The following is a 24,706-nucleotide window of genomic DNA, read 5'->3' as shown; positions in this document are numbered from 1 at the left end:
CGGCAGACTCTTACAGCCGGGAGTCTGCTGGTGGTTCGTACTGGTCACAGGGGCGCTCAAATTTCGTTTGAGCGCCTATCAGGTCTAACTCCGACAGGAGCCAATCCGTGAAAGACTTATTAAAGTTTCTGAAAGCGCAAACTAAGACCGAAGAGTTTGATGCGATCAAAATTGCTCTGGCATCGCCAGACATGATCCGTTCATGGTCGTTCGGTGAAGTTAAAAAGCCGGAAACCATTAACTACCGTACGTTCAAACCAGAACGTGACGGCCTTTTCTGTGCCCGTATCTTTGGCCCAGTAAAAGATTACGAATGCCTGTGCGGTAAGTACAAGCGTTTGAAACACCGTGGTGTTATTTGTGAGAAATGCGGCGTTGAAGTGACTCAAACCAAAGTGCGCCGTGAGCGTATGGGTCACATCGAACTGGCTTCTCCAACTGCGCACATCTGGTTCCTGAAATCGCTGCCATCCCGCATCGGTTTACTGCTGGATATGCCATTACGTGACATCGAACGTGTACTGTACTTCGAATCCTATGTGGTTGTTGAAGGCGGTATGACCAACCTGGAACGTCGTCAGATCCTGACTGAAGAGCAGTATCTGGACGCGTTGGAAGAGTTTGGTGATGAGTTCGACGCGAAAATGGGCGCCGAGGCGATTCAGGCCCTGTTGAAAAACATGGATCTGGAAGCTGAGTGCGAGATCCTGCGTGAAGAATTGAACGAAACAAATTCTGAAACCAAGCGTAAGAAGCTGACTAAGCGTATCAAGCTGCTGGAAGCGTTCGTACAGTCTGGCAATAAGCCAGAGTGGATGATCCTGACCGTGCTGCCTGTGTTGCCGCCAGACTTGCGTCCATTGGTTCCGTTGGATGGTGGTCGTTTTGCGACTTCTGATCTGAACGATTTGTATCGTCGCGTGATCAACCGTAACAACCGTTTGAAGCGCCTGCTGGACTTGGCGGCTCCTGACATCATCGTACGTAACGAAAAGCGTATGCTGCAAGAAGCAGTAGATGCATTGCTGGATAACGGCCGTCGCGGTCGTGCGATTACCGGCTCTAACAAGCGTCCGTTGAAGTCACTGGCTGACATGATCAAAGGTAAGCAAGGTCGTTTCCGTCAGAACTTGCTGGGTAAACGTGTTGACTACTCAGGTCGTTCGGTTATCACCGTTGGTCCATACCTGCGTCTGCATCAGTGCGGTCTGCCTAAGAAAATGGCTCTTGAGCTGTTCAAACCGTTCATCTACGGCAAGCTGGAATTGCGTGGTCTTGCTACCACCATTAAAGCCGCCAAGAAGATGGTTGAGCGTGAAGAAGCTGTGGTTTGGGATATCCTGGATGAAGTTATCCGCGAACACCCAGTGCTGCTGAACCGTGCTCCAACCCTTCACCGTTTGGGTATCCAGGCGTTTGAACCGGTTCTGATCGAAGGTAAGGCAATCCAGTTGCACCCATTGGTTTGTGCGGCATATAACGCCGACTTCGATGGTGACCAAATGGCTGTTCACGTACCGCTGACACTGGAAGCTCAGTTAGAAGCGCGTGCGTTGATGATGTCTACCAACAACATCCTGTCACCAGCGAACGGCGAGCCAATCATCGTTCCTTCTCAGGACGTTGTATTGGGTCTGTATTACATGACCCGCGACTGTGTTAACGCCAAAGGCGAAGGCATGGTTCTGACTGGCCCGAAAGAAGCTGAACGTATTTATCGTGGTGGCCTGGCATCGCTACATGCTCGCGTAAAAGTACGTATTACTGAAGAAATTCGTAATGTCGAAGGCGAAAGCATTACGCGCACCAGCATCATCGATACGACAGTTGGCCGTGCTATTTTGTGGATGATCGTCCCGAAAGGCCTGCCTTACTCTATCGTGAACCAGCCGCTGGGCAAGAAAGCTATCTCCAAGATGCTGAACACCTGTTACCGCATCCTGGGCTTGAAGCCAACGGTTATCTTTGCTGACCAGATCATGTACACCGGTTTTGCTTACGCAGCACGCTCAGGCGCCTCTGTAGGTATCGATGACATGGTTATCCCAGAAGCGAAAGCAGGGATCATCGAAGAAGCTGAAACTGAAGTTGCCGAGATCCAGGAGCAGTTCCAATCTGGTCTGGTAACCGCAGGCGAACGTTATAACAAAGTGATCGATATCTGGGCCGCGGCTAACGAACGTGTTGCCAAGGCGATGATGGATAACTTGTCTGTAGAAGATGTTGTCAACCGTGACGGCGTTGTCGAACAGCAAGTGTCATTCAACAGCATCTTTATGATGGCCGACTCCGGTGCGCGTGGTTCTGCTGCACAGATTCGTCAGCTGGCAGGGATGCGTGGTCTGATGGCCAAGCCAGATGGTTCGATCATTGAAACGCCAATCACTGCGAACTTCCGTGAAGGTTTGAACGTACTTCAGTACTTCATCTCAACCCACGGTGCGCGTAAAGGTTTGGCGGATACCGCATTGAAAACTGCGAACTCCGGTTACCTGACCCGTCGTTTGGTTGACGTGGCACAGGATCTGGTGGTAACCGAAGACGATTGTGGTACCCATAACGGTATCGTGATGACCCCGGTTATCGAAGGTGGTGATGTTAAAGAGCCACTGCGCGATCGCGTTCTGGGTCGTGTGACCGCAGAAGAAGTTATCAAGCCGGGTACGGCTGATATTCTGGTTCCGCGTAACACCCTGTTGGACGAAAAATGGTGTGATCTGTTAGAAGAAAACTCCGTCGACAGCGTTAAAGTTCGTTCAGTAGTAAGCTGTGAAACTGACTTTGGTGTGTGTGCAAACTGCTATGGTCGCGACCTGGCACGTGGTCACATCATCAACAAAGGTGAAGCAGTTGGTGTTATTGCAGCACAGTCAATCGGTGAGCCGGGTACCCAGCTTACGATGCGTACGTTCCACATCGGTGGTGCGGCATCTCGTGCGGCAGCAGAGTCTAGCATTCAGGTTAAGAACAAAGGCAGCTTGAAACTGAGCAACGTCAAGTTCGTTACCAATGCAGCGGGCAAGCTGGTTATTACTTCTCGTAATACCGAGCTGAAGCTGATCGACGAATTCGGTCGTACTAAAGAAAGCTACAAAGTGCCTTACGGTGCTGTAATGGCTAAAGGCGATGGCGCAGAAGTCCAGGGCGGCGAAACCGTTGCTAACTGGGATCCGCACATCATGCCAGTTGTGACCGAAGTGAGCGGTTTCATTCGCTTCGCGGACATGGTTGACGGCCAGACCATTACCCGCCAGACCGACGAACTGACTGGTTTGTCTTCTCTGGTAGTACTGGATAGCGCAGAGCGTACCGGTAGCGGTAAAGACCTGCGTCCGGCACTGAAAATCGTTGACGCCAAAGGCGACGATGTATTGATCCCAGGTACTGATATGCCTGCTCAATACTTCCTGCCAGGTAAAACGATTGTACAGCTGGAAGACGGCATTCAGATCGGTGCAGGTGATACCCTGGCGCGTATTCCTCAGGAATCAAGCGGTACCAAGGATATTACCGGTGGTCTGCCACGTGTTGCTGACTTGTTCGAAGCACGTCGTCCGAAAGAGCCTGCAATCCTGGCTGAAATCAGCGGGATCATCTCGTTCGGTAAAGAGACCAAAGGCAAACGTCGTCTGGTTATCTCACCGTTGGATGGTAGCGATGCATACGAAGAGATGATTCCGAAATGGCGTCAGCTCAACGTGTTCGAAGGTGAAATTGTAGAACGCGGTGACGTGGTATCCGACGGCCCAGAATCTCCACATGACATTCTGCGTCTGCGTGGCGTTCACGCGGTTACCCGTTACATCACCAACGAAGTGCAGGAAGTTTACCGTCTGCAAGGCGTTAAGATTAACGATAAACACATCGAAGTTATCGTTCGTCAGATGTTGCGTAAAGGCACCATCGTTGACTCAGGTAGCACTGACTTCCTGGAAGGCGAGCAGGCAGAAATGTCTCGCGTTAAAATCGCTAACCGTAAGCTGGCAGCCGAAGGCAAAATCGAGGCTACGTTCACGCGTGACCTGCTGGGTATCACCAAGGCATCCTTGGCGACCGAGTCCTTCATCTCTGCGGCTTCGTTCCAGGAAACCACGCGCGTTCTTACTGAAGCGGCAGTTGCCGGTAAACGTGATGAACTGCGTGGCCTGAAAGAAAACGTAATCGTGGGCCGTCTGATCCCAGCCGGTACCGGTTACGCTTATCATCAGGATCGTGCACGCCGTAAAGCTCTGGGTGAAGTTCCTGTTGTACCGCAAGTTAGCGCGGATGAAGCAACGGCTAACCTGGCTGAATTGCTTAACGCCGGTTTTGGTAACAGCAAAGACTAATCTCTTTGTTGCTCACCAACGTAAAAACCGCTCCTTATGGGGCGGTTTTTTTTTGCTTTTTTTAGGATTTAAACGGTCGGTTTATTGCAGAGAACGCCCTAAATGGCGATCCCAATCCTTCCACACCGGCTGTAACCCCGCCCGTGTCAATGCCTGTGCTACCTGCTCCGGTGTGCGATTATCATGCGGAGCGAATTGCTCAAGTTCTGGATGATTATCTGCATACCCGCCAGGCTGAGTTTTGGAACCCGCACTGACATTATTAATCGCGACCGGAATGACATTGTCGCGGAAGAAAGGTGATTCACGGGTAGATAGCGACAGTTCCACATCCGGGGCAAACAATCTAAAAGCACAGATCAATTGCAGCAGTTGCGGCTCACTCATCAGAGATGCTGGCTCGATACCGCCCGCACAAGGTCGTAGTCGTGGGAACGAAATAGAGTAGCGACTTTGCCAATAGGTCTGTTGCAGATAAAACAGATGCTCCGCCAGCATATAACAGTCAGTGCGCCAACTATTAGACAGCCCGATCAACGCACCTAGTCCGATCTTGTCGATCCCAGCCCGACCGAGACGATCTGGGGTTGCCAGTCGCCAGTGAAAATCTTGCTTATGCCCGCGCAAGTGATGTTGCTGGTAAGTCGCTGGGTGATAGGTTTCCTGATAAACCATCACACCGTCTAATCCCAACGTTTTTAGCTCCGCATACTCTTCTTGCGCCAATGGTTGAACTTCCATCATCAGTGAACTGAATCGACTACGGATGACTGGGAAGTGACGACGAAAGTAATCCATTCCTACTTTTGCCTGATGTTCACCAGTGACCAGTAGCAGATGTTCAAAGCCTAGCGCTTTGATAGCATCACACTCACGGATGATTTCTGCTTCATCTAAGGTTTTGCGCTTGATGCGATTGCTCATCGAGAAACCACAATAAGTGCAATCATTAGCACACAGATTAGAAAGGTAGAGCGGCACATAAAAACTCACCGTGTTACCAAAACGCTGGCGGGTTAATTGTTGAGCCTTCTGCGCCATCGGTTCGAGATAAGCCAGTGCTGCGGGCGAAATCAACGCCATTAAGTCGTCGCGATTCGGTTTGACGGCATTAATGGCCCGTTCAACATCAGAGGCGGTTTTACTGTTAATACGCAGAGAAATATCATCCCAATCTAATTGTTGCCAGTGTTGGCTGAAATCTTCAGACATGATGCTCCTCCTCTAACTGGCTGAGAAAGCCAGTCAGTGGGCTGGTGGCAATGGCCTTGCCAAACTGTTGGTTGCCAAGCCCAGCCTGACGCGCCAATTCACCGGATTCAACCGCCAAACGGAAAGCATGCGCCATGTGCACGGGTGAGCGTGCCACGGCAATTGCGGTATTGACCAGCACGGCATCAGCTCCCAATTCCATTGCCTCAAGCGCATGGCTTGGCGCACCAATTCCAGCATCGACTACCACGGGCACTTTGGCCTGCTCGATAATGATTTGCAGAAAGTCGCGGGTACGTAAGCCCAAATTTGAGCCAATCGGTGCACCCAATGGCATGACGGCAGCGCAGCCTGCTTCTTCCAGCCGCTTGCACAATACCGGGTCCGCGCCACAGTAAGGCAAAACAACAAATCCCTCTTTCACCAGTATTTCGGCGGCTTTCAGGGTTTCTATTGGGTCAGGCAGTAAATACTTCACATCGGGATGAATTTCCAATTTTACCCAATGGGTACCCAGCGCTTCGCGCGCCAGACGGGCGGCAAATACAGCCTCTTGCGCAGTTTTAGCCCCCGAGGTATTAGGCAGCAAACGCACACCTAATTGTTGCAAGGGCGCAAGAATTGCATCGTTCCCGGCCCGTAAATCAACCCGCTTCATCGCCATAGTAATCAGTTGTGACCCCGAGGCGCGCAATGCTTCCAGCATCAGTTCAGGGGTGGAGAATTTTCCCGTACCGGTAAATAAACGTGAGGTAAAAGTGGTATCGGCGATCTTCAGCATGTCAGCCCCCGGCAATCGCTTGGAATAGCAAAATGTTATCACCCTCGTGTAACTGGCATTTTTCCCAGTCAGTGCGGGGGACGATGACCTGATTAATTGCCAGAGCCGTACCCGGCTGGTGGCGTTTGAGCTGATTGAGCAGCATTTCAGCGGTGATATTGCTCACCACCACTAACGGCTGATCATTGAGCACAATCTGTATGTGACCCGTTTTCACTGTGAACCTCCACAGGCAGGGCAATGCTTCGCCCGAGTCAGTTGCAGGGTGCTCCAGCTCTGCTGCTTGCCATCGAATAAGCGTAATTTCCCGCTCAGTGCCGACGGCAGGCCTGCCAACATCTTGATAGCCTCCAGTGCTTGCAAGGTGCCAATGACGCCGACCACCGGCCCCAATACGCCAGCAGTACGGCAGTTACGTTGTGGTAATTCTTTATCGGGATATAGACAGGCGTAGCAGCCTTGAGAATAAGGCGGCTCAATCACCAGCAATTGCCCGCTGAATCCCACGGCACTACCGCTAATTAATGGTTTTTGTGCGGTGATACAGGCTGCATTTACCTGATGGCGCGTCTCCATGTTGTCGCTGCAATCCAGCACCAAATCAGCGTTAGCTACCGCATCGGCCAATGCCGCACCTAGCAGCCGCGTATCAAATGGGATAACCTCAATCAACGGATTGAGGCTTTGCAAATGACGCTGGGCTAACCGTGCTTTACTTTGATTAGCAAAGGATGTTTGGCTGATATCTGTGGTGCGATACAGGATCTGGCGCTGTAAATTGGTCAGTTCCAGTTGGTCATCATCAGCCAGTAATAGCTTACCGACGCCGGCTGCCGCCAAATAGAGCGCAGCAGGCGAACCAAGACCGCCAAGGCCGATAATCAGCACACAGGCACTTTTCAGCTTCAACTGGCCCTCAGGGCCGATATCCTCCAGTAATAACTGGCGGCTGTAGCGCAAGAATTCGCTGTCACTCAACTCATGCTTGTTTGTCATCAGCCAGCTCCTTGCCCTCGATCAGGTGCAGTAATTGTGCTGTTGCCTGCTGCCAATCGTCACTCAGGGTAATAGCACTGACGACCGCTACACTACCGACACCCGTGGCCAGGACCGCCGGTACGCGCTCAATGCTGATGCCGCCGATGGCAACGGTCGGGTAGTCTGGCGTGTTGTCGACCATCTGCTTGAGCACCGTCAACCCTTGTGGTGATGACGGCATTTGCTTGGTTTGTGTGGGGAAGATGTGACCCATGGCGATATAAGAGGGCCGGACAGCTTTAGCTATCGCCAGTTCCTGCTCATCATGAGTTGATACGCCCAGCCGTAATCCAGCTTGCTGAATCGCGGCCAAGTCGGCTGTTGCCAGATCTTCCTGACCCAGATGAACACCATAGGCACCATGCTTAATCGCTAGCCGCCAATAATCATTGATAAATAAGCGTGCCTGATAGCGTTTGCCTAACGCTATGGCAGCGGCAATGTCTTGTTCTACCTGCGCATCATCTAACTCTTTGATACGTAGTTGTATTGTAGTTACACCTGCGGCAAGCAGGCGCTCTATCCAAAGTAGGCTATCGACGACGGGATAGAGACCAAGACGCTGTACCGTCGCAGGGAAACCTTTCTTTGCAGAAAATGAGGCATGATTAGACAGGTTCATTATTGGCCTCGCTCTTGAGGTTAACGGGGCTGTGATACAGCTCGCTGCCGCGAGAGCGGAACTCCGCTGACATCTGTTCCATACCTGATTGTAAAATTTCGATCGGTTGGGCTGCTGTTTCTTGTGTCGCTGCTAGCTCTTGCACCGCAGCCTGTTCTTGCGTAGCGGCATAGTCGCGGACTTCCTGAGAGATTTTCATCGAGCAGAATTTCGGCCCGCACATTGAGCAGAAGTGGGCCACTTTGCCGGACTCCTGCGGCAGGGTTTCGTCGTGATAGGCTCGTGCGGTTTCTGGATCAAGCGCCAGATTGAACTGATCTTCCCAGCGGAATTCAAAGCGCGCTTTCGACATGGCATTATCGCGGATCTGCGCACCGGGGTGGCCTTTGGCCAAATCTGCGGCATGGGCGGCGATTTTATAAGTAATAAGTCCTTGTTTCACATCCTCTTTATTAGGCAGGCCAAGATGTTCTTTCGGTGTGACGTAACACAGCATGGCGCAACCGAACCAGCCAATCATGGCCGCCCCAATACCTGACGTGAAATGGTCATAACCTGGCGCAATATCCGTGGTTAGCGGGCCTAAGGTATAGAATGGTGCTTCATGGCAGTGTTCCAACTCTTCGGTCATATTGCGGCGAATCATCTGCATCGGCACATGACCGGGGCCTTCAATCATCACCTGCACATCATATTCCCAGGCGATTTTGGTCAATTCACCCAAGGTATGCAGTTCAGCGAACTGGGCTTCATCATTGGCATCCTGGATGGAACCAGGGCGCAGACCATCACCCAGTGACAGTGAGACATCATAGGCCGCACAGATCTGGCAGATTTCGCGAAAATGCTGATACAGGAAGTTTTCCTGATGATGGGAAAGGCACCACTTCGCCATAATTGAACCGCCACGGGAGACGATACCGGTCAAGCGTTTGGCGGTCATCGGCACATAACGCAGCAACACACCGGCATGGATAGTAAAGTAATCCACCCCTTGCTCGGCCTGCTCCAACAGCGTGTCACGGAACATTTCCCAGGTTAGGTTCTCAGCCACACCATTTACTTTTTCTAATGCCTGATAGATAGGAACGGTACCAATAGGGACCGGGCTATTGCGCAGGATCCATTCGCGGGTTTCATGGATATAGCGTCCCGTGGACAAATCCATCACGGTATCTGCACCCCAGCGGGTTGACCACACCAGTTTTTCTACTTCCTCTTCGATGGAGGAGGTCACCGCAGAGTTACCGATATTGGCATTCACTTTCACTAAAAAGTTACGACCAATAATCATCGGCTCAGATTCTGGGTGGTTAATATTGGCGGGAATGATAGCTCGGCCCGCCGCCACTTCCTGATGTACAAATTCGGCAGTGATATTTTCTGGCAGGTTAGCGCCAAAAGCCTGCCCTGGATGCTGCTGGCGTAGTACCTCACCGCGAATACGTTCACGGCCCATATTTTCTCGCAGCGCGATAAACTCCATCTCTGGCGTGATGATACCCTGACGGGCGTAATGCAGTTGGGTGACGCATTTGCCTGTGATGGCTTTCTTCGGGTGTGGCAGATGCTCAAAACGCAAATGATCCAAGCCTTCGTCGGCTAAACGTTGTTGGGTGAAGCCAGAGCTGACAGAGGTCAGTGCGGCGCTATCCTGGCGTTCAGCTATCCAGCTATCGCGTAATTTGGGTAGCCCGCGGTGAACATCCAGTTTGGCATTTGAGTCACCATATGGGCCGGAAGTGTCATACACCGGGATGGCTTCGTTATCTTCATAGCGTGGTGCGTCTTTGCCACCGCCAATCAGTGTCGGACTGAGCTGGATTTCGCGCATCGGTACCAGAATATCTGGCCGTGAGCCTTGTAGGTAAATACGTTGGGAGTTGGGGAAAGTGACACCTTGCAAGGTATCAATAAACTGTTGAGCTTGTTCACGTTGTTGTTTACGTGGAATAGGTTTACGTGGAATAGGTTTACGTGGGCGTGATGAACTTTTAGTGGTTGTATTATTAGACATAGCAATTCCTACCAGTGTGGTTTATAGGGAAAATTGCTTGTCTGGAGCTTGGCGGGAGTAACGATGTTGGCCAGTAACCGGCAGCTACCTGTAAGGATAAAGACCGGGCCTGTAGCGATAAATTACTCTTGTTCCCTTCGCGGGTATTAACCCGATCAGGTTCCGCGGATCCCGAATTAACGGTCTCAGCCTGCGTTTGCTTTCCTAAGAAAACAGGTGCTAGGCACTCCGACAAGAATCTTTACTATACGAGGTTGAATTAAAACTACAAGCCCGTGCTGTTCAGTGGGTTATTTTACCTGCCCTGTTTGAATAACTGGCTGGGCGGCTTGCCACGACTCGGATGCCCATTGAATCAATTGATCTTCCAAGCGGAAACGGGCATCAAGGGCTTCACCGATATCAGATAATGCTTGTTGAAACTCGATACAACTGTCCTGATCGATCTCAATGTTGGTATAACGATCATGGAATGTCATGATCGTTTGAGTATTATTTTTTAACGCAGGATACACTTTGGTCGTCAGCGCCATTTTTGGGCTAGACGCGCCTTCCACCTGTTTGATAATTCTGTCATAGATATGAAAATGCCCGGAAGAGAGATAATCCACTAAATTATGGCAAAAGTTCTCCAGCGCTTTTTCGTTAAGCGGGGTATGCTTTTCTTTTTGCGGCTTAATACCGATCACTGTGCAATATGAAACTAACAGTTCTTTACGCGCATGAAGCCATTGATCAATTAATTCATTACTGCCGCCAACGCGTTGAGTCAGGCTTTCTAGTCGGTTGAGCATGAACGACTCCGTGAGTAAGGAAAAGTAATAGTGGGTTACAAAAATGTAACAAGCCGGATTCTAGATTGCCAGTGAAGTCGAGGTTGTGCAACAACGATATGGAACTACAACTTACAGGTAAAGAAAGTGGCTGGTGGATTGTCAGTCATGAAAACAAATTATGGTTGCCGAAAGGGGAGTTACCACAAGGTAATGCCGCTAATTGGTCATTGCAGGGCGCAACGGCAAGGCAAATCGGTGAATGGCAAGGGCAGGCGGTATGGCTGATCCGTCAGATGATGTCTACTGATATGGGGTCCGTGCGGCAATTACTGGATGTGGATCGCGGCTTGTTCCAATTGGCTGGGCGTGGTGTGCAACTGGCAGAGTTTTATCGTTCTCACCGTTTTTGTGGTTATTGCGGTCACCAAATGCAGGCCAGCCGTTCCGAGTGGGCTTGTCTGTGTAATCATTGCCGTGAGCGCTATTACCCACAAGTCGCCCCTTGTGTGATTGTTGCCATTCGCCGTGATGATGAAATTTTATTGGCGCAGCATGTACGGCATCGTGGCGGCATTAATACCGTATTGGCAGGCTTTGTCGAAGTGGGTGAGACTCTGGAGCAGGCGGTTTCCCGTGAAGTTTTAGAAGAAAGTAATATTCACATTAAAAATCTGCGCTACGTAACATCACAGCCTTGGCCGTTCCCCCATTCACTGATGATGGCGTTTATGGCCGAGTATGACAGTGGTGAATTACGACATGACCCTAAAGAGCTGCTAAATGCCGGTTGGTATCGTTATGACCAATTGCCATTACTGCCGCCGCCAGGCACCGTAGCACGACGATTAATTGAAGATACCGTGGTGTTATGCCGCGAGCACCGTGAGTTGATCTAATCAGAAGGGAGTACTGAAGCGCTAACCTCATAGCCGACGCAGTTTAAACCCCATGAGAGTGAGTCATTATCGCGCCCTTAATAGCGGCGGCAGTTAGCAGGAAAGTATTATCTGACATGCTACAATATGGTCCGCTAAAAGATGGTCGCCAGATAATTAAGGGAGCTCCACCATGAATGAGTTGAAAAACGATCGCTATCTGCGAGCCTTATTGCGTCAACCGGTAGATGTAACGCCGGTATGGATGATGCGTCAGGCGGGCCGTTATTTGCCGGAATATAAAGCTACCCGCGCGGTTGCCGGGGATTTTATGTCGCTGTGCAAAAATGCGGAACTGGCTTGTGAAGTGACGATGCAGCCATTACGTCGCTATCCATTGGACGCCGCGATTCTGTTTTCAGACATTCTGACCATCCCCGATGCTATGGGGCTGGGGCTCTATTTTGAAACCGGTGAAGGTCCACGCTTCCAATCCCCGATTACTTGTCACGCCGACGTCGAAAAGTTACCCATCCCCGACCCAGAACAGGAATTGGGTTATGTGATGAACGCGGTAAGAACCATTCGCCGTGAGCTGAAAGGTGCAGTGCCATTAATTGGTTTTTCCGGCAGCCCATGGACGCTGGCAACCTATATGGTTGAAGGTGGTAGTAGCAAAGCGTTCACCAAACTGAAGAAAATGATGTATGCCGAGCCGCAAACCCTGCATCTGCTACTGGATAAACTGGCCGATAGCGTCATCTTGTATCTCAATGCGCAAATCAAAGCTGGCGCTCAATCTGTGATGGTGTTTGATACTTGGGGCGGGGTACTGACAGGGCGTGATTATCTTGAATTCTCCTTGAACTACATGCATAAAATCGTCGATGGCCTGATCCGCGAAAACGACGGGCGTCGGGTACCGGTGACCTTGTTCACTAAAGGTGGCGGGCAATGGCTGGAAGCAATGGCTGCTACCGGTTGTGATGCATTAGGGTTGGATTGGACCACGGATATCGGCGATGCGCGCCGTCGGGTGGGTGATAAGGTCGCTCTGCAAGGTAATATGGACCCCTCTGTGTTATACGCACCACCTGCCCGTATTGAGCAGGAAGTGAGTACTATTCTCGCAAGTTTTGGCCAGGGTGAAGGGCATGTGTTTAATCTGGGGCACGGCATTCATCAGGATGTTCCGCCACAACATGCAGGGGCTTTTGTTGATGCAGTGCATACGTTATCAAAGCCTTATCATCAAAACTAATCGCTTATACCCAAAGTCATTGGGGCGGCAGGTAACCGCACTGTAGCTTCAAGCGCGAGGGAGGTTGGCCGATGATAGATACCAAAGCGTTACGGGCAGAACAGTTACAACGAGCATCTGACATTATTCTTCACGATGATTTTGATAGTGGGTCAGTGCACTTTATTGCCGGTGCGGATGTTGGTTTTGAGCAGCAGGGGGAGATTACCCGTGCTGCTATCGCGATTTTGCGTTATCCCTCGCTAGAACTGGTGGAATATCAGGTTGCCCGCGTGGCAACTTCACTGCCGTATATCCCCGGTTTACTCTCTTTCCGTGAATATCCTGCATTATTAGCCGCCTGGGGGCAGTTGCAGCAACGGCCTCAACTGGTGTTTGTTGATGGGCAAGGTATCGCACATCCGCGTCGTTTAGGCGTTGCCAGCCATTTTGGGCTGTTGGTTGATGTTCCGACCATTGGTGTCGCCAAAAGTCGCCTGTGTGGGCACTCTCTGCCGCTAGAGAGCGATAACGGCGCATTACAACCACTCATTGATGGTGATGAGCAACTTGGCTGGGTGTGGCGCAGCAAAGTCCGTTGCAATCCACTGTTTATCTCGCCCGGTCATCGGGTCAGTGTTAGTAGTGCTTTGGCGTGGGTACAGGCTTGCATGGCGGGCTACCGTTTGCCTGAGCCAACCCGTTGGGCTGATGCTATCGCCTCAAACCGCCCGCAATTTCAGCGTTGGGTGCGGAAAAATCCTGATTTACTTGGCAACCATAGGGATATGATTTAATTTCGGGTACACTGCCGCGCAGATAATGAATAATGAGAACTTATAATGATACGTAATCCGATTCATCTACGTCTCGAGAAGCTGGAAAGTTGGCAACACCTGACTTTCATGGCTTGCTTATGTGAGCGGATGTATCCCAACTATCAGCAATTTTGTCTGGAAACTGAATTTGGCGACCCGGCTGTTTACCGGCGCATTCTGGACCTGATCTGGGAAACTTTGGTCATAAAAGACGCAAAAGTTAACTTTGATAGCCAGTTAGAGAAGCTGGAAGAGGCAATTCCTTCAGCCGATGACTATGCTATCTACGGTGTTTATCCTGCCATCGATGCCTGTATTGCATTGGGCGAGGCCATCCATTCGCGTTTGAGTGGTGAAACACTGGAACATGCTGTCGCTATCAGCGAAGCATCAATTCGTACCGTTGCAATGTTGGAAATGACGTTGGCCGGTAAAGAAATGACCGATGAAGAACTGAAAATTTTGCCTGCGATTGAAGAAGAATGGGATATCCAATGGGAGATTTTCCGTCTGTTAGCTGACTGTGAAGAGCGCGACTTAGATCTGATAAAAGGGCTACGATCTGACCTGCGGGAAGCGGCTGTTAGCAACATTGGCATAAATTTAACGCAATAAGGCAAGAAAACGTGATTTAACGCCTGATTTGTCACGTCTTAAGGCTTCACATCTGCCCCCTGTCTGTTCTACATTTGGGGGGCGAAAAAAAGTGGCTATCGGTGCGTGTATGCAGGAGAGTGCTGTCCATCGGCATATCCGTCGCACTCGATGCTTTGCAAACGATAAACACACTGTAAGGATAACTTATGAATAAGACTCAACTGATTGACGTAATCGCGGACAAAGCGGACCTTTCTAAAGCACAAGCTAAAGCTGCTTTGGAGTCCACACTGGCTGCAATTACCGAATCTCTGAAAGACGGTGATCCAGTACAATTGGTTGGTTTTGGTACTTTCAAGGTAAACCATCGTAATGAGCGCACTGGCCGCAACCCACAGACTGGTAAAGAAATCAAAATTGCTGCAGCTAATGTGCCAGCGTTTGTTTCTGGTAAAGCACTGAAAGATTCTGTTAAATCTTAATAGTGTGTCAGTGAAAATAATAAGCAGGGGGGTGGCAAAGCCCCTTTTGTTTATGCAGCGGGTGCTGATGACCCTCGGTTTAGCCTTTGGTCTCAGCGCCTGTAGCAGTCAGTCAGGTTCCCCTCAATTTAGTGCCAGCGGATATATCGCCGATAGCGGTGTCGTTCGTTTATGGCGTCAGGATAATGCGCAGCAGCAGCCACAAGTGCTGATGAGCGTCTACAGCCCCTATTCCGGGGACAATACTCGCGTAACCTTCTACGAATATCAAAATGGCATTTTGCGGGAAATTCGGCGCAACGATTTGGGTCATAACCCGCAGAGCGTCGAGCTGCGTTTTGATGAACAAGGACAGGTGAGTTTTATGCAGCGCCAACTGGCCGAACGGCGTGAGCAGCTCTCTGCGGATAATATCGCGGTCTATCAGTTGGAAGCGAAACGAATTCTCGAACAGAGCAGTGCACTGCGCGCCGGAAATGTCAGGTTAATTCAGGGACAGTGGCGAGATGGTGTGGTTACTACCTGTGATAAGAAGACGTTGCGATTGAAAGTTGACGATAACTCACAGGCATGGCTGAGCAAACGGGGAGAGGGCAGTGCGCAAGCTCTGGGCGTCGCGTGGTTGGATTCGTCGCAGGGTCAGCAATTGCTGTTGGTTGCCAATCAGGACTTCTGCCGCTGGGAGCCGACAGCCGGTAGTTTGTAAGGCCTGATAAGAAGCAGGGCACAGCAAGCTGCGCCCGTAGAATACAAGGGTAGGTTTATTTACCGCGAGCAATCGCCCGATAACCAATGTCTTTACGGTAGAAAGCCCCTTCCCACTGAATATTTTCAGCTAACCGATACGCGTTTTGCTGTGCCTGGGCGACGGTGGCACCCAGCGCAGTTACACACAATACGCGACCGCCGCTAGTGACGACTTCATTATTGCCATTCAGTTTGGTTCCGGCGTGGAACACTTTACCGTCAGCTACCTCCTGCTGTGGTAATCCATGAATGACATCACCCTGGCGATAATCTGCCGGATAACCGCCAGCGGCCAACACCACACCTAGCGATGGGCGCTCATCCCAGTCAGAGGTCTTCTCATTCAATTTGCCTTGCGCACCGGCTAAGCACAATTCAACCAAGTCTGAACGCATGCGTAGCATGATGGGTTGAGTTTCCGGGTCACCAAAGCGACAGTTGAACTCAATCACTTTTGGTTGCCCGTCAGCGGAAATCATCAGACCGGCATAGAGGAAGCCGGTATAGACATTACCTTCTGCCGCCATACCGCGCACTGTCGGCCAGATAACACTTTCCATCACTCGCTGATGAACTTCATCAGTGACTACCGGTGCCGGGGAATATGCCCCCATGCCACCGGTATTCGGACCGGTATCACCATCGCCAACCCGCTTATGGTCCTGGCTGGTGGCCATTGGTAATACATTTTCACCATCAACCATCACGATAAAGCTGGCTTCTTCGCCGTCGAGAAACTCTTCCACCACGATACGGTGGCCTGCATCACCAAAGGCATTGCCTGCCAGCATGTCATGAACAGCGGTTTCTGCTTCTTCCAACGTCATCGCAACAATCACGCCTTTACCGGCGGCCAGCCCATCAGCCTTAATCACGATCGGTGCACCGATTTTACGAACATAGGCTAAAGCAGGCTCCACCTCGGTGAAGTTCTGGTAAAACGCAGTTGGGATATTGTGGCGCGCCAGGAAGTCTTTGGTGAAAGCTTTAGATCCTTCCAACTGAGCCGCGGCTTGCGTTGGCCCAAAAATGGTCAAACCGGCTGCGCGGAAAGCATCAACCACACCAATAACTAACGGTGCTTCCGGGCCGACAATGGTCAGGCCAATATCATGGCTCTGAGCAAAGGCCAACAGACCCGCAATATCAGTTGCCGCGATATCGACATTTTCTAAACCAGATTCTAGCGCGGTGCCAGCATTACCCGGCGCGACATAAATTTTGCCCGCTAAAGGCGACTGTGCTGCTTTCCAGCCCAGCGCGTGTTCACGCCCGCCATTACCAATAATCAAAATATTCATCAGATGACTCCGTTAAGCGGGTTAATTAATGGCGGAAATGGCGCATGTCGGTAAAGATCATGGCGATACCATGCTCATCAGCCGCAGCAATGACTTCATCGTCACGGATTGAACCACCCGGTTGGATAACACAACTGATCCCGACAGATGCAGCAGCATCGATACCGTCACGGAACGGGAAGAAAGCATCGGAGGCCATGGCAGAACCGGTTACTTCTAATCCTTCATCCGCCGCTTTAATACCGGCAATTTTGGCAGAATAGACACGGCTCATTTGGCCTGCGCCTATACCGATAGTCATATTGTCGCGTGCATAGACAATGGCATTGGATTTAACGAACTTAGCTACTTTCCAGCAGAACAGTGCATCACGCAGTTCTTGCTCCGTTGGCTGGCGCTTGGACACCACGCGCAGATTGGCTGCGGTCACCATACCTAAATCGCGGTCTTGGACCAGCAAACCACCATTGACGCGTTTGAAGTCCAGACCGGTAGCACGCTCCTGCCACTGGCCACAGGTCAGAACACGGACATTTTGTTTGGCGGCAAGCAATGCCAGTGCTTCAGTGCTGACTGCGGGGGCAATGATGACTTCAACAAACTGGCGGCTGATAATTGCGCTGGCGGTTTCGGCATCCAATTCACGGTTAAAGGCAATAATGCCGCCGAAAGCAGAAGTTGGGTCAGTTTTATAGGCTTTTTCGTAAGCGGCCAACAGCGAGTCGGCAATCGCCACGCCGCATGGGTTGGCATGCTTGACGATCACACAGGCAGGCTCGCTGAACTCTTTCACACATTCTAATGCCGCATCGGTATCTGCGATATTGTTATAGGAGAGCGCTTTACCCTGCAATTGCTGTGCGGTAGCCACAGATGCCTCTTTAACCTCTTCTTCTATATAGAAGGCCGCTTGCTGGTGGCTGTTTTCACCATAGCGCATATCTTGTTTCTTTATATAGTTAAGATTCAGGGTGCGTGGGAAGCGGCCTGATGGCTGCTTGGTATCACCATGGTAAGGTGGCACCAGCGCGCCGAAGTAATTGGCAATCATGCTGTCGTAAGCGGCGGTGTGCTCAAACGCCTTGATAGCCAAGTCGAAACGGGTTGGATAAGTTAATGAACCATCATTCTCGTCCAGTTCGGCAATAATCGCTGGGTAGTCGCTACTCTTAACGACAATGGCGACATCTTTATGGTTCTTGGCGGCGGAGCGCACCATGGTAGGGCCACCGATATCGATATTCTCAACTGCATCTTCCCGTGAGCAATCCGGGCGAGCAACTGTCTGAGCGAACGGATATAGATTCACGACAACAATATCAATTGGCTGAATATCATGTTGAGCCATGATGCCATCATCCTGACCACGACGGCCCAAAATGCCGCCATGCACTTTTGGATGCAACGTTTTAACGCGTCCGTCCATCATTTCCGGGAAACCGGTATAGTCAGAAACCTCAGTGACGGGCAGACCCGCATCGGCCAGCAGGCGGGCAGTTCCACCGGTGGAAAGTAACTCGATGCCACGCTGAGAAAGTGCGGCGGCGAATTCGATGATACCGGCTTTGTCAGACACACTGAGTAGAGCACGGCGGATTGGGCGGCGTTGTTGCATGGTTTTATCCCTTGGCTTTGGAGTCGCAGTTATTCTTCGCAATCATTCAATAGAGCGTTATCTGAATCCTACCTTCTTATATAGGTAACTATATAGAGAGGAACAAACTCAGATAACGTCCCAAATAGGGAGCAATGCCACTCTTTGCTGCTTTCACCAGGGCGATTCATCCTCTACCACAATAAAATACGCTTTATCCTGAGCGGTATTCCCCAGTTTTATAAAAAATCACATCATGTCATCGATATTTTGCCGACAAGGTCACTCTTTTTCGCCGCGGGGAATTGTAGCGAAAACGATTGCGTGATGCTCGTCAATTTTGAGTGCAGATTCAATCTGTGGATAAGTTTGTGCACAACTGGGTATAAAGCGGGGTTTTGCTGTGGAATGCAGCAAACAGTCATTTTTATTGAAATTAGCGGTTGCGGGCGGCGCGGAACTCCCTATAATGCGCATCCATCGAGACGGCACACAACGAATCAAGTAGTTAAGTGACCGGCAAAGAGAACAGAGAAATTCAACGAAATTAGTAGTTGACTCTGAATGAGGAAAGCGTAATATGCGCACCTCGCGTTACCAACCACCGGTTGCTAACGCACTGCTCTTTAACAATTTATCAGACAATCTGTGTGGGCACTCGCAAGACGATATCGAAGCCTGTTTCGACAGGCAGAAGAAATATCAAAGTCTTGAAGAGTGACCAAAGCAGTACACATTTGAACTTCGGTTCGAATGCTTATTTGCAGAAAGTAATCTTTGAGCATCGCTGCTTTTATTAGTAGCAAATCAAACAAATCTTAAATTGAAGAGTTTGATCATGGCTCAGATTGAACGCTGGCGGCAGGCCTAACACATGCAAGTCGAGCGGCAGCGGGAAGTAGTTTACTACTTTGCCGGCGAGCGGCGGACGGGTGAGTAATGTCTGGGAAACTGCCTGATGGAGGGGGATAACTACTGGAAACGGTAGCTAATACCGCATGACCTCGCAAGAGCAAAGTGGGGGACCTTCGGGCCTCACGCCATCGGATGTGCCCAGATGGGATTAGCTAGTAGGTGGGGTAATGGCTCACCTAGGCGACGATCCCTAGCTGGTCTGAGAGGATGACCAGCCACACTGGAACTGAGACACGGTCCAGACTCCTACGGGAGGCAGCAGTGGGGAATATTGCACAATGGGCGCAAGCCTGATGCAGCCATGCCGCGTGTGTGAAGAAGGCCTTCGGGTTGTAAAGCACTTTCAGCGAGGAGGAAGGCAATCGTGTTAATAGCACGGTTGATTGACGTTACTCGCAGAAGAAGCACCGGCTAACTCCGTGCCAGCAGCCGCGGTAATACGGAGGGTGCAAGCGTTAATCGGAATTACTGGGCGTAAAGCGCACGCAGGCGGTTTGTTAAGTCAGATGTGAAATCCCCGCGCTTAACGTGGGAACTGCATTTGAAACTGGCAAGCTAGAGTCTTGTAGAGGGGGGTAGAATTCCAGGTGTAGCGGTGAAATGCGTAGAGATCTGGAGGAATACCGGTGGCGAAGGCGGCCCCCTGGACAAAGACTGACGCTCAGGTGCGAAAGCGTGGGGAGCAAACAGGATTAGATACCCTGGTAGTCCACGCTGTAAACGATGTCGACTTGGAGGTTGTGCCCTTGAGGCGTGGCTTCCGGAGCTAACGCGTTAAGTCGACCGCCTGGGGAGTACGGCCGCAAGGTTAAAACTCAAATGAATTGACGGGGGCCCGCACAAGCGGTGGAGCATGTGGTTTAATTCGATGCAACGCGAAGAACCTTACCTACTCTTGACATCCACGGAATTTAGCAGAGATGCTTTAGTGCCTTCGGGAACCGTGAGACAGGTGCTGCATGGCTGTCGTCAGCTCGTGTTGTGAAATGTTGGGTTAAGTCCCGCAACGAGCGCAACCCTTATCCTTTGTTGCCAGCACGTAATGGTGGGAACTCAAGGGAGACTGCCGGTGATAAACCGGAGGAAGGTGGGGATGACGTCAAGTCATCATGGCCCTTACGAGTAGGGCTACACACGTGCTACAATGGCAGATACAAAGTGAAGCGAACTCGCGAGAGCAAGCGGACCACATAAAGTCTGTCGTAGTCCGGATTGGAGTCTGCAACTCGACTCCATGAAGTCGGAATCGCTAGTAATCGTAGATCAGAATGCTACGGTGAATACGTTCCCGGGCCTTGTACACACCGCCCGTCACACCATGGGAGTGGGTTGCAAAAGAAGTAGGTAGCTTAACCTTCGGGAGGGCGCTTACCACTTTGTGATTCATGACTGGGGTGAAGTCGTAACAAGGTAACCGTAGGGGAACCTGCGGTTGGATCACCTCCTTACCTAACGATACGCATTGCGCAGTGTCCACACAGATTGTCTGATGAATGTAAATGAGCAAGAGCACCTGTTGATGAGGGTGATGATTGTGCAATAAGACCTCGGTATCGAGTTTTTACTGCATCAGTCGTTCGAATGTGTCACCACATTCTCACCTTTACACAAAAATACTGAATCAGTGATCCAGTAGAAATTTTTGTGTCCCCATCGTCTAGAGGCCTAGGACACTGCCCTTTCACGGCTGTAACAGGGGTTCGAATCCCCTTGGGGACGCCACTCCGATAATGTGTGAAAGACATTATCAACTGAATATCTTAAAGATGACTTTAACGAGTCGTGTTTAAGATATTGCTCTTTAACAATCTGGAACAAGCTGAAAATTGAAACATTACAGCTGAAATTTATCTCTCCGTAGATGTACTGAGATAAAGAGTAACCTGTAATAGAGTCTCTCAAATAATCGCAATGCCAATGGGTTAATCATTGTTGCAGTGTGAGCGAGAAGACACTCGGCAAGGCGTACAGCGCACAGCAACCGGAGTGAACTTAACGTTCATGAGGATTGCGCGCACTGCACAACATAGCAGAGTGTGTTCACAGCCACACCAATAACGAAAAACACCTTTGGGTTGTGAGGTTAAGCGACTAAGCGTACACGGTGGATGCCTAGGCAGTCAGAGGCGATGAAGGGCGTGCTAATCTGCGAAAAGCGTCGGTAAGCTGATATGAAGCGTTACAACCGACGATACCCGAATGGGGAAACCCAGTGCAATTCGTTGCACTATTGCATGGTGAATACATAGCCATGCAAGGCGAACCGGGGGAACTGAAACATCTAAGTACCCCGAGGAAAAGAAATCAACCGAGATTCCCCCAGTAGCGGCGAGCGAACGGGGAAGAGCCCAGAGTCTGAATCAGTTTGTGTGTTAGTGGAAGCGTCTGGAAAGTCGCACGGTACAGGGTGATAGTCCCGTACACCAAAACACACTTGCTGTGAACTCGATGAGTAGGGCGGGACACGTGACATCCTGTCTGAATATGGGGGGACCATCCTCCAAGGCTAAATACTCCTGACTGACCGATAGTGAACCAGTACCGTGAGGGAAAGGCGAAAAGAACCCCGGCGAGGGGAGTGAAATAGAACCTGAAACCGTGTACGTACAAGCAGTGGGAGCACCTTCGTGGTGTGACTGCGTACCTTTTGTATAATGGGTCAGCGACTTATATTTTGTAGCAAGGTTAACCGAATAGGGGAGCCGTAGGGAAACCGAGTCTTAACTGGGCGTCTAGTTGCAAGGTATAGACCCGAAACCCGGTGATCTAGCCATGGGCAGGTTGAAGGTTGGGTAACACTAACTGGAGGACCGAACCGACTAATGTTGAAAAATTAGCGGATGACTTGTGGCTGGGGGTGAAAGGCCAATCAAACCGGGAGATAGCTGGTTCTCCCCGAAAGCTATTTAGGTAGCGCCTCGTGAACTCATCTTCGGGGGTAGAGCACTGTTTCGGCTAGGGGGTCATCCCGACTTACCAAACCGATGCAAACTCCGAATACCGAAGAATGTTATCACGGGAGACACACGGCGGGTGCTAACGTCCGTCGTGAAGAGGGAAACAACCCAGACCGCCAGCTAAGGTCCCAAAGTCATGGTTAAGTGGGAAACGATGTGGGAAGGCACAGACAGCCAGGATGTTGGCTTAGAAGCAGCCATCATTTAAAGAAAGCGTAATAGCTCACTGGTCGAGTCGGCCTGCGCGGAAGATGTAACGGGGCTAAACCATGCACCGAAGCTGCGGCAGCGACACTTAGGTGTTGTTGGGTAGGGGAGCGTTCTGTAAGCCGTTGAAGGTGACCTGTGAGGGTTGCTGGAGGTATCAGAAGTGCGAATGCTGACATAAGTAACGATAATGCGGGTGAAAAACCCGCACGCCGGAAGACCAAGGGTTCCTGTCCAACGTTAATCGGGGCAGGGTGAGTCGACCCCTAAGGCGAGGCTGAAAAGCGTAGTCGATGGGAAACAGGTTAATATTCCTGTACTTGGTGTTACTGCGAAGGGGGGACGGAGAAGGCTAGGCTAGCCGGGCGACGGTTGTCCCGGTTTAAGCATGTAGGCGGAGTGACTTGGTAAATCCGGTTGCTTATCAACGCTGAGGTGTGATGACGAGCCACTACGGTGGTGAAGTAGTTGATGCCAAGCTTCCAGGAAAAGCCTCTAAGCATCAGGTAACATTAAATCGTACCCCAAACCGACACAGGTGGTCAGGTAGAGAATACTCAGGCGCTTGAGAGAACTCGGGTGAAGGAACTAGGCAAAATGGTGCCGTAACTTCGGGAGAAGGCACGCTGGCATTAGGTAATGGGACTTGCTCCCGGCGCCGAAGCCAGTCGCAGATACCAGCTGGCTGCAACTGTTTAATAAAAACACAGCACTGTGCAAACACGAAAGTGGACGTATACGGTGTGACGCCTGCCCGGTGCTGGAAGGTTAATTGATGGGGTCAGCCGCAAGGCGAAGCTCTTGATCGAAGCCCCAGTAAACGGCGGCCGTAACTATAACGGTCCTAAGGTAGCGAAATTCCTTGTCGGGTAAGTTCCGACCTGCACGAATGGCGTAATGATGGCCAGGCTGTCTCCACCCGAGACTCAGTGAAATTGAACTCGCTGTGAAGATGCAGTGTACCCGCGGCAAGACGGAAAGACCCCGTGAACCTTTACTATAGCTTGACACTGAACATTGAGCCTTGATGTGTAGGATAGGTGGGAGGCATCGAAGTGTGGACGCCAGTCTGCATGGAGCCAACCTTGAAATACCACCCTTTAATGTTTGATGTTCTAACTCGGCCCCGTGATCCGGGGTGAGGACAGTGTCTGGTGGGTAGTTTGACTGGGGCGGTCTCCTCCCAAAGAGTAACGGAGGAGCACGAAGGTTAGCTAATCACGGTCGGACATCGTGAGGTTAGTGCAAAGGCATAAGCTAGCTTGACTGCGAGAGTGACGGCTCGAGCAGGTACGAAAGTAGGTCTTAGTGATCCGGTGGTTCTGAATGGAAGGGCCATCGCTCAACGGATAAAAGGTACTCCGGGGATAACAGGCTGATACCGCCCAAGAGTTCATATCGACGGCGGTGTTTGGCACCTCGATGTCGGCTCATCACATCCTGGGGCTGAAGTAGGTCCCAAGGGTATGGCTGTTCGCCATTTAAAGTGGTACGCGAGCTGGGTTTAGAACGTCGTGAGACAGTTCGGTCCCTATCTGCCGTGGGCGTTGGAAGATTGAGAGGGGCTGCTCCTAGTACGAGAGGACCGGAGTGGACGAATCACTGGTGTTCGGGTTGTCATGCCAATGGCATTGCCCGGTAGCTAAATTCGGAAGAGATAACCGCTGAAAGCATCTAAGCGGGAAACTTGCCTCGAGATGAGTCTTCCCTGGGGCTTTAAGCCCCCTGAAGGAACGTTAAAGACTATGACGTTGATAGGCTGGGTGTGTAAGTGCAGCGATGCATTGAGCTAACCAGTACTAATGATCCGTGAGGCTTAACCTTACAACACCAAAGGTGTTTTAGATTTGAAAGATTGATATTTTCAGCGAAGTTCCGAGATTGGGCTGGCTGGCTGTGTGTAGTATTGCATAGCGGGTTTAGTTTAGACAGAATTTGCCTGGCGGCCTTAGCGCGGTGGTCCCACCTGATCCCATGCCGAACTCAGAAGTGAAACGCCGTAGCGCCGATGGTAGTGTGGGGTCTCCCCATGCGAGAGTAGGACACTGCCAGGCATCAAACAAGCAAAAGAGGCTACCCTAACGGGTGGCCTTTTTTGTTTGTCTGGTGTACAGGTTCGACTCGAGCATGACATGCAGTTTGAACATTGAATAACCTTTTCTTTGTGCTTTCTGTCATTTTTATAACCCTCGCCACAGA

Annotated in this window: 17 protein-coding genes, 1 tRNA gene, 3 rRNA genes and 1 riboswitch; of the genes, 12 read left to right on the top strand and 9 right to left on the bottom strand. The window is 50.9% G+C overall.

What is annotated here, in order from left to right; all coding sequences use genetic code 11:
* Nucleotides 1-107 precede the first annotated feature (107 nt).
* Nucleotides 108-4,328: a DNA-directed RNA polymerase subunit beta' gene (gene rpoC / locus Q2T71_RS17270; RefSeq protein ID WP_005192331.1), complete on the top strand. Its 4,221-nt coding sequence runs from the start codon at nt 108-110 to the stop codon at nt 4,326-4,328.
* A gap of 81 nt (nt 4,329-4,409) precedes the next feature.
* On the opposite strand, the gene thiH is transcribed toward rpoC, so the two are convergent.
* The 7 genes from thiH to rsd all read right to left on the bottom strand — a co-directional run bounded on the left by thiH (nt 4,410) and on the right by rsd (nt 10,792).
* Nucleotides 4,410-5,540, bottom strand: coding sequence for a 2-iminoacetate synthase ThiH (gene thiH / locus Q2T71_RS17265; RefSeq protein WP_372560018.1), 1,131 nt, complete (start codon nt 5,538-5,540; stop codon nt 4,410-4,412).
* The gene (locus Q2T71_RS17260; RefSeq protein WP_372560017.1) at nt 5,533-6,321 is read right to left on the bottom strand and encodes a thiazole synthase; all 789 of its coding nucleotides are present in this window, start codon (nt 6,319-6,321) and stop codon (nt 5,533-5,535) included. The genes thiH and Q2T71_RS17260 overlap by 8 nt, the downstream gene beginning before the upstream one ends.
* A gap of 1 nt (nt 6,322) precedes the next feature.
* Nucleotides 6,323-6,538 carry a sulfur carrier protein ThiS gene (gene thiS / locus Q2T71_RS17255; RefSeq protein WP_372560016.1) on the bottom strand — a complete coding sequence of 72 codons (216 nt, stop codon included), beginning with the start codon at nt 6,536-6,538 and terminating at the stop codon, nt 6,323-6,325.
* Nucleotides 6,535-7,317, bottom strand: coding sequence for a ThiF family adenylyltransferase (locus Q2T71_RS17250; protein WP_372560015.1), 783 nt, complete (start codon nt 7,315-7,317; stop codon nt 6,535-6,537). The genes thiS and Q2T71_RS17250 overlap by 4 nt, the downstream gene beginning before the upstream one ends.
* Nucleotides 7,301-7,981: a thiamine phosphate synthase gene (gene thiE / locus Q2T71_RS17245; protein ID WP_372560014.1), complete on the bottom strand. Its 681-nt coding sequence runs from the start codon at nt 7,979-7,981 to the stop codon at nt 7,301-7,303. Before thiE ends, Q2T71_RS17250 begins: the two co-directional genes overlap by 17 nt.
* On the bottom strand, nt 7,968-9,998 hold the full coding sequence (gene thiC, locus Q2T71_RS17240; protein WP_372560013.1) for a phosphomethylpyrimidine synthase ThiC: 2,031 nt from the start codon (nt 9,996-9,998) through the stop codon (nt 7,968-7,970). The genes thiE and thiC overlap by 14 nt, the downstream gene beginning before the upstream one ends.
* 115 nt (nt 9,999-10,113) lie before the next feature.
* A riboswitch (TPP riboswitch) is annotated at nt 10,114-10,239 on the bottom strand.
* A gap of 49 nt (nt 10,240-10,288) precedes the next feature.
* The gene (gene rsd, locus Q2T71_RS17235; RefSeq protein ID WP_372560012.1) at nt 10,289-10,792 is read right to left on the bottom strand and encodes a sigma D regulator; all 504 of its coding nucleotides are present in this window, start codon (nt 10,790-10,792) and stop codon (nt 10,289-10,291) included.
* A gap of 98 nt (nt 10,793-10,890) precedes the next feature.
* Between rsd and nudC the strand changes: the two genes are divergently transcribed.
* The 6 genes from nudC (at nt 10,891) to Q2T71_RS17205 (ending at nt 15,492) form a co-directional block, all read left to right on the top strand.
* The gene (gene nudC, locus Q2T71_RS17230; protein ID WP_372560011.1) at nt 10,891-11,670 is read left to right on the top strand and encodes an NAD(+) diphosphatase; all 780 of its coding nucleotides are present in this window, start codon (nt 10,891-10,893) and stop codon (nt 11,668-11,670) included.
* 172 nt (nt 11,671-11,842) lie between these two features.
* Nucleotides 11,843-12,910 (top strand): uroporphyrinogen decarboxylase, encoded by a 1,068-nt coding sequence (gene hemE, locus Q2T71_RS17225; RefSeq protein WP_372560010.1) that lies wholly within the window; start codon nt 11,843-11,845, stop codon nt 12,908-12,910.
* Nucleotides 12,911-12,981: 71 nt separating this feature from the next.
* Nucleotides 12,982-13,686: a deoxyribonuclease V gene (nfi, locus tag Q2T71_RS17220; RefSeq protein ID WP_372560009.1), complete on the top strand. Its 705-nt coding sequence runs from the start codon at nt 12,982-12,984 to the stop codon at nt 13,684-13,686.
* A gap of 45 nt (nt 13,687-13,731) precedes the next feature.
* A complete protein-coding gene (locus Q2T71_RS17215; protein ID WP_372560008.1) occupies nt 13,732-14,322 on the top strand; it encodes a YjaG family protein in 591 nt (196 codons plus the stop codon).
* 188 nt (nt 14,323-14,510) lie between these two features.
* Nucleotides 14,511-14,786: a nucleoid-associated protein HU-alpha gene (hupA, locus tag Q2T71_RS17210; protein ID WP_004876782.1), complete on the top strand. Its 276-nt coding sequence runs from the start codon at nt 14,511-14,513 to the stop codon at nt 14,784-14,786.
* A gap of 52 nt (nt 14,787-14,838) precedes the next feature.
* Nucleotides 14,839-15,492, top strand: coding sequence for a DUF1481 domain-containing protein (locus Q2T71_RS17205; protein ID WP_372560664.1), 654 nt, complete (start codon nt 14,839-14,841; stop codon nt 15,490-15,492).
* Between the two features lie 55 nt (nt 15,493-15,547).
* Here Q2T71_RS17205 and purD read toward each other — a convergent pair whose 3' ends face one another.
* Nucleotides 15,548-16,834 carry a phosphoribosylamine--glycine ligase gene (purD, locus tag Q2T71_RS17200; RefSeq protein ID WP_372560007.1) on the bottom strand — a complete coding sequence of 429 codons (1,287 nt, stop codon included), beginning with the start codon at nt 16,832-16,834 and terminating at the stop codon, nt 15,548-15,550.
* A 25-nt stretch (nt 16,835-16,859) separates the two neighbouring features.
* Nucleotides 16,860-18,449 (bottom strand): bifunctional phosphoribosylaminoimidazolecarboxamide formyltransferase/IMP cyclohydrolase, encoded by a 1,590-nt coding sequence (gene purH, locus Q2T71_RS17195; RefSeq protein WP_372560006.1) that lies wholly within the window; start codon nt 18,447-18,449, stop codon nt 16,860-16,862.
* Nucleotides 18,450-19,008: 559 nt separating this feature from the next.
* Here purH and Q2T71_RS17190 point away from each other — a divergent pair.
* The 5 genes from Q2T71_RS17190 to rrf all read left to right on the top strand — a co-directional run bounded on the left by Q2T71_RS17190 (nt 19,009) and on the right by rrf (nt 24,561).
* Nucleotides 19,009-19,149, top strand: a complete 141-nt coding sequence (locus Q2T71_RS17190; protein WP_193784765.1) for a hypothetical protein — start codon at nt 19,009-19,011, stop codon at nt 19,147-19,149.
* A 99-nt stretch (nt 19,150-19,248) separates the two neighbouring features.
* Nucleotides 19,249-20,791 (top strand): 16S ribosomal RNA (locus Q2T71_RS17185).
* 198 nt (nt 20,792-20,989) lie between these two features.
* A tRNA-Glu gene (locus Q2T71_RS17180) sits at nt 20,990-21,065 on the top strand.
* Between the two features lie 359 nt (nt 21,066-21,424).
* A 23S ribosomal RNA gene (locus tag Q2T71_RS17175) occupies nt 21,425-24,331 on the top strand.
* 114 nt (nt 24,332-24,445) lie between these two features.
* A 5S ribosomal RNA gene (gene rrf, locus Q2T71_RS17170) occupies nt 24,446-24,561 on the top strand.
* Together the 16S, 23S and 5S rRNA genes with 1 tRNA gene alongside form the textbook arrangement of a ribosomal RNA operon.
* Nucleotides 24,562-24,706 lie beyond the last annotated feature (145 nt).

The organism is Yersinia sp. 1652 StPb PI (genome assembly GCF_041538345.1).
Classification (GTDB): domain Bacteria; phylum Pseudomonadota; class Gammaproteobacteria; order Enterobacterales; family Enterobacteriaceae; genus Yersinia; species Yersinia enterocolitica_E.
This window is presented reverse-complemented; position numbering and strand designations above follow the sequence as displayed.

Coding starts and splice junctions, on each gene's coding strand:
- rsd (WP_372560012.1), bottom strand. CDS start 10,792: ATGCTCAACCGACTAGAAAGCCTGACTCAACGCGTTGGCGGCAGTAAT.
- nfi (WP_372560009.1), top strand. CDS start 12,982: ATGATAGATACCAAAGCGTTACGGGCAGAACAGTTACAACGAGCATCT.
- thiH (WP_372560018.1), bottom strand. CDS start 5,540: ATGTCTGAAGATTTCAGCCAACACTGGCAACAATTAGATTGGGATGAT.
- Q2T71_RS17215 (WP_372560008.1), top strand. CDS start 13,732: ATGATACGTAATCCGATTCATCTACGTCTCGAGAAGCTGGAAAGTTGG.
- nudC (WP_372560011.1), top strand. CDS start 10,891: ATGGAACTACAACTTACAGGTAAAGAAAGTGGCTGGTGGATTGTCAGT.
- hemE (WP_372560010.1), top strand. CDS start 11,843: ATGAATGAGTTGAAAAACGATCGCTATCTGCGAGCCTTATTGCGTCAA.
- Q2T71_RS17250 (WP_372560015.1), bottom strand. CDS start 7,317: ATGACAAACAAGCATGAGTTGAGTGACAGCGAATTCTTGCGCTACAGC.
- thiE (WP_372560014.1), bottom strand. CDS start 7,981: ATGAACCTGTCTAATCATGCCTCATTTTCTGCAAAGAAAGGTTTCCCT.
- Q2T71_RS17205 (WP_372560664.1), top strand. CDS start 14,839: ATGCAGCGGGTGCTGATGACCCTCGGTTTAGCCTTTGGTCTCAGCGCC.
- purH (WP_372560006.1), bottom strand. CDS start 18,449: ATGCAACAACGCCGCCCAATCCGCCGTGCTCTACTCAGTGTGTCTGAC.
- Q2T71_RS17190 (WP_193784765.1), top strand. CDS start 19,009: ATGCGCACCTCGCGTTACCAACCACCGGTTGCTAACGCACTGCTCTTT.
- Q2T71_RS17260 (WP_372560017.1), bottom strand. CDS start 6,321: ATGCTGAAGATCGCCGATACCACTTTTACCTCACGTTTATTTACCGGT.
- thiC (WP_372560013.1), bottom strand. CDS start 9,998: ATGTCTAATAATACAACCACTAAAAGTTCATCACGCCCACGTAAACCT.
- purD (WP_372560007.1), bottom strand. CDS start 16,834: ATGAATATTTTGATTATTGGTAATGGCGGGCGTGAACACGCGCTGGGC.
- hupA (WP_004876782.1), top strand. CDS start 14,511: ATGAATAAGACTCAACTGATTGACGTAATCGCGGACAAAGCGGACCTT.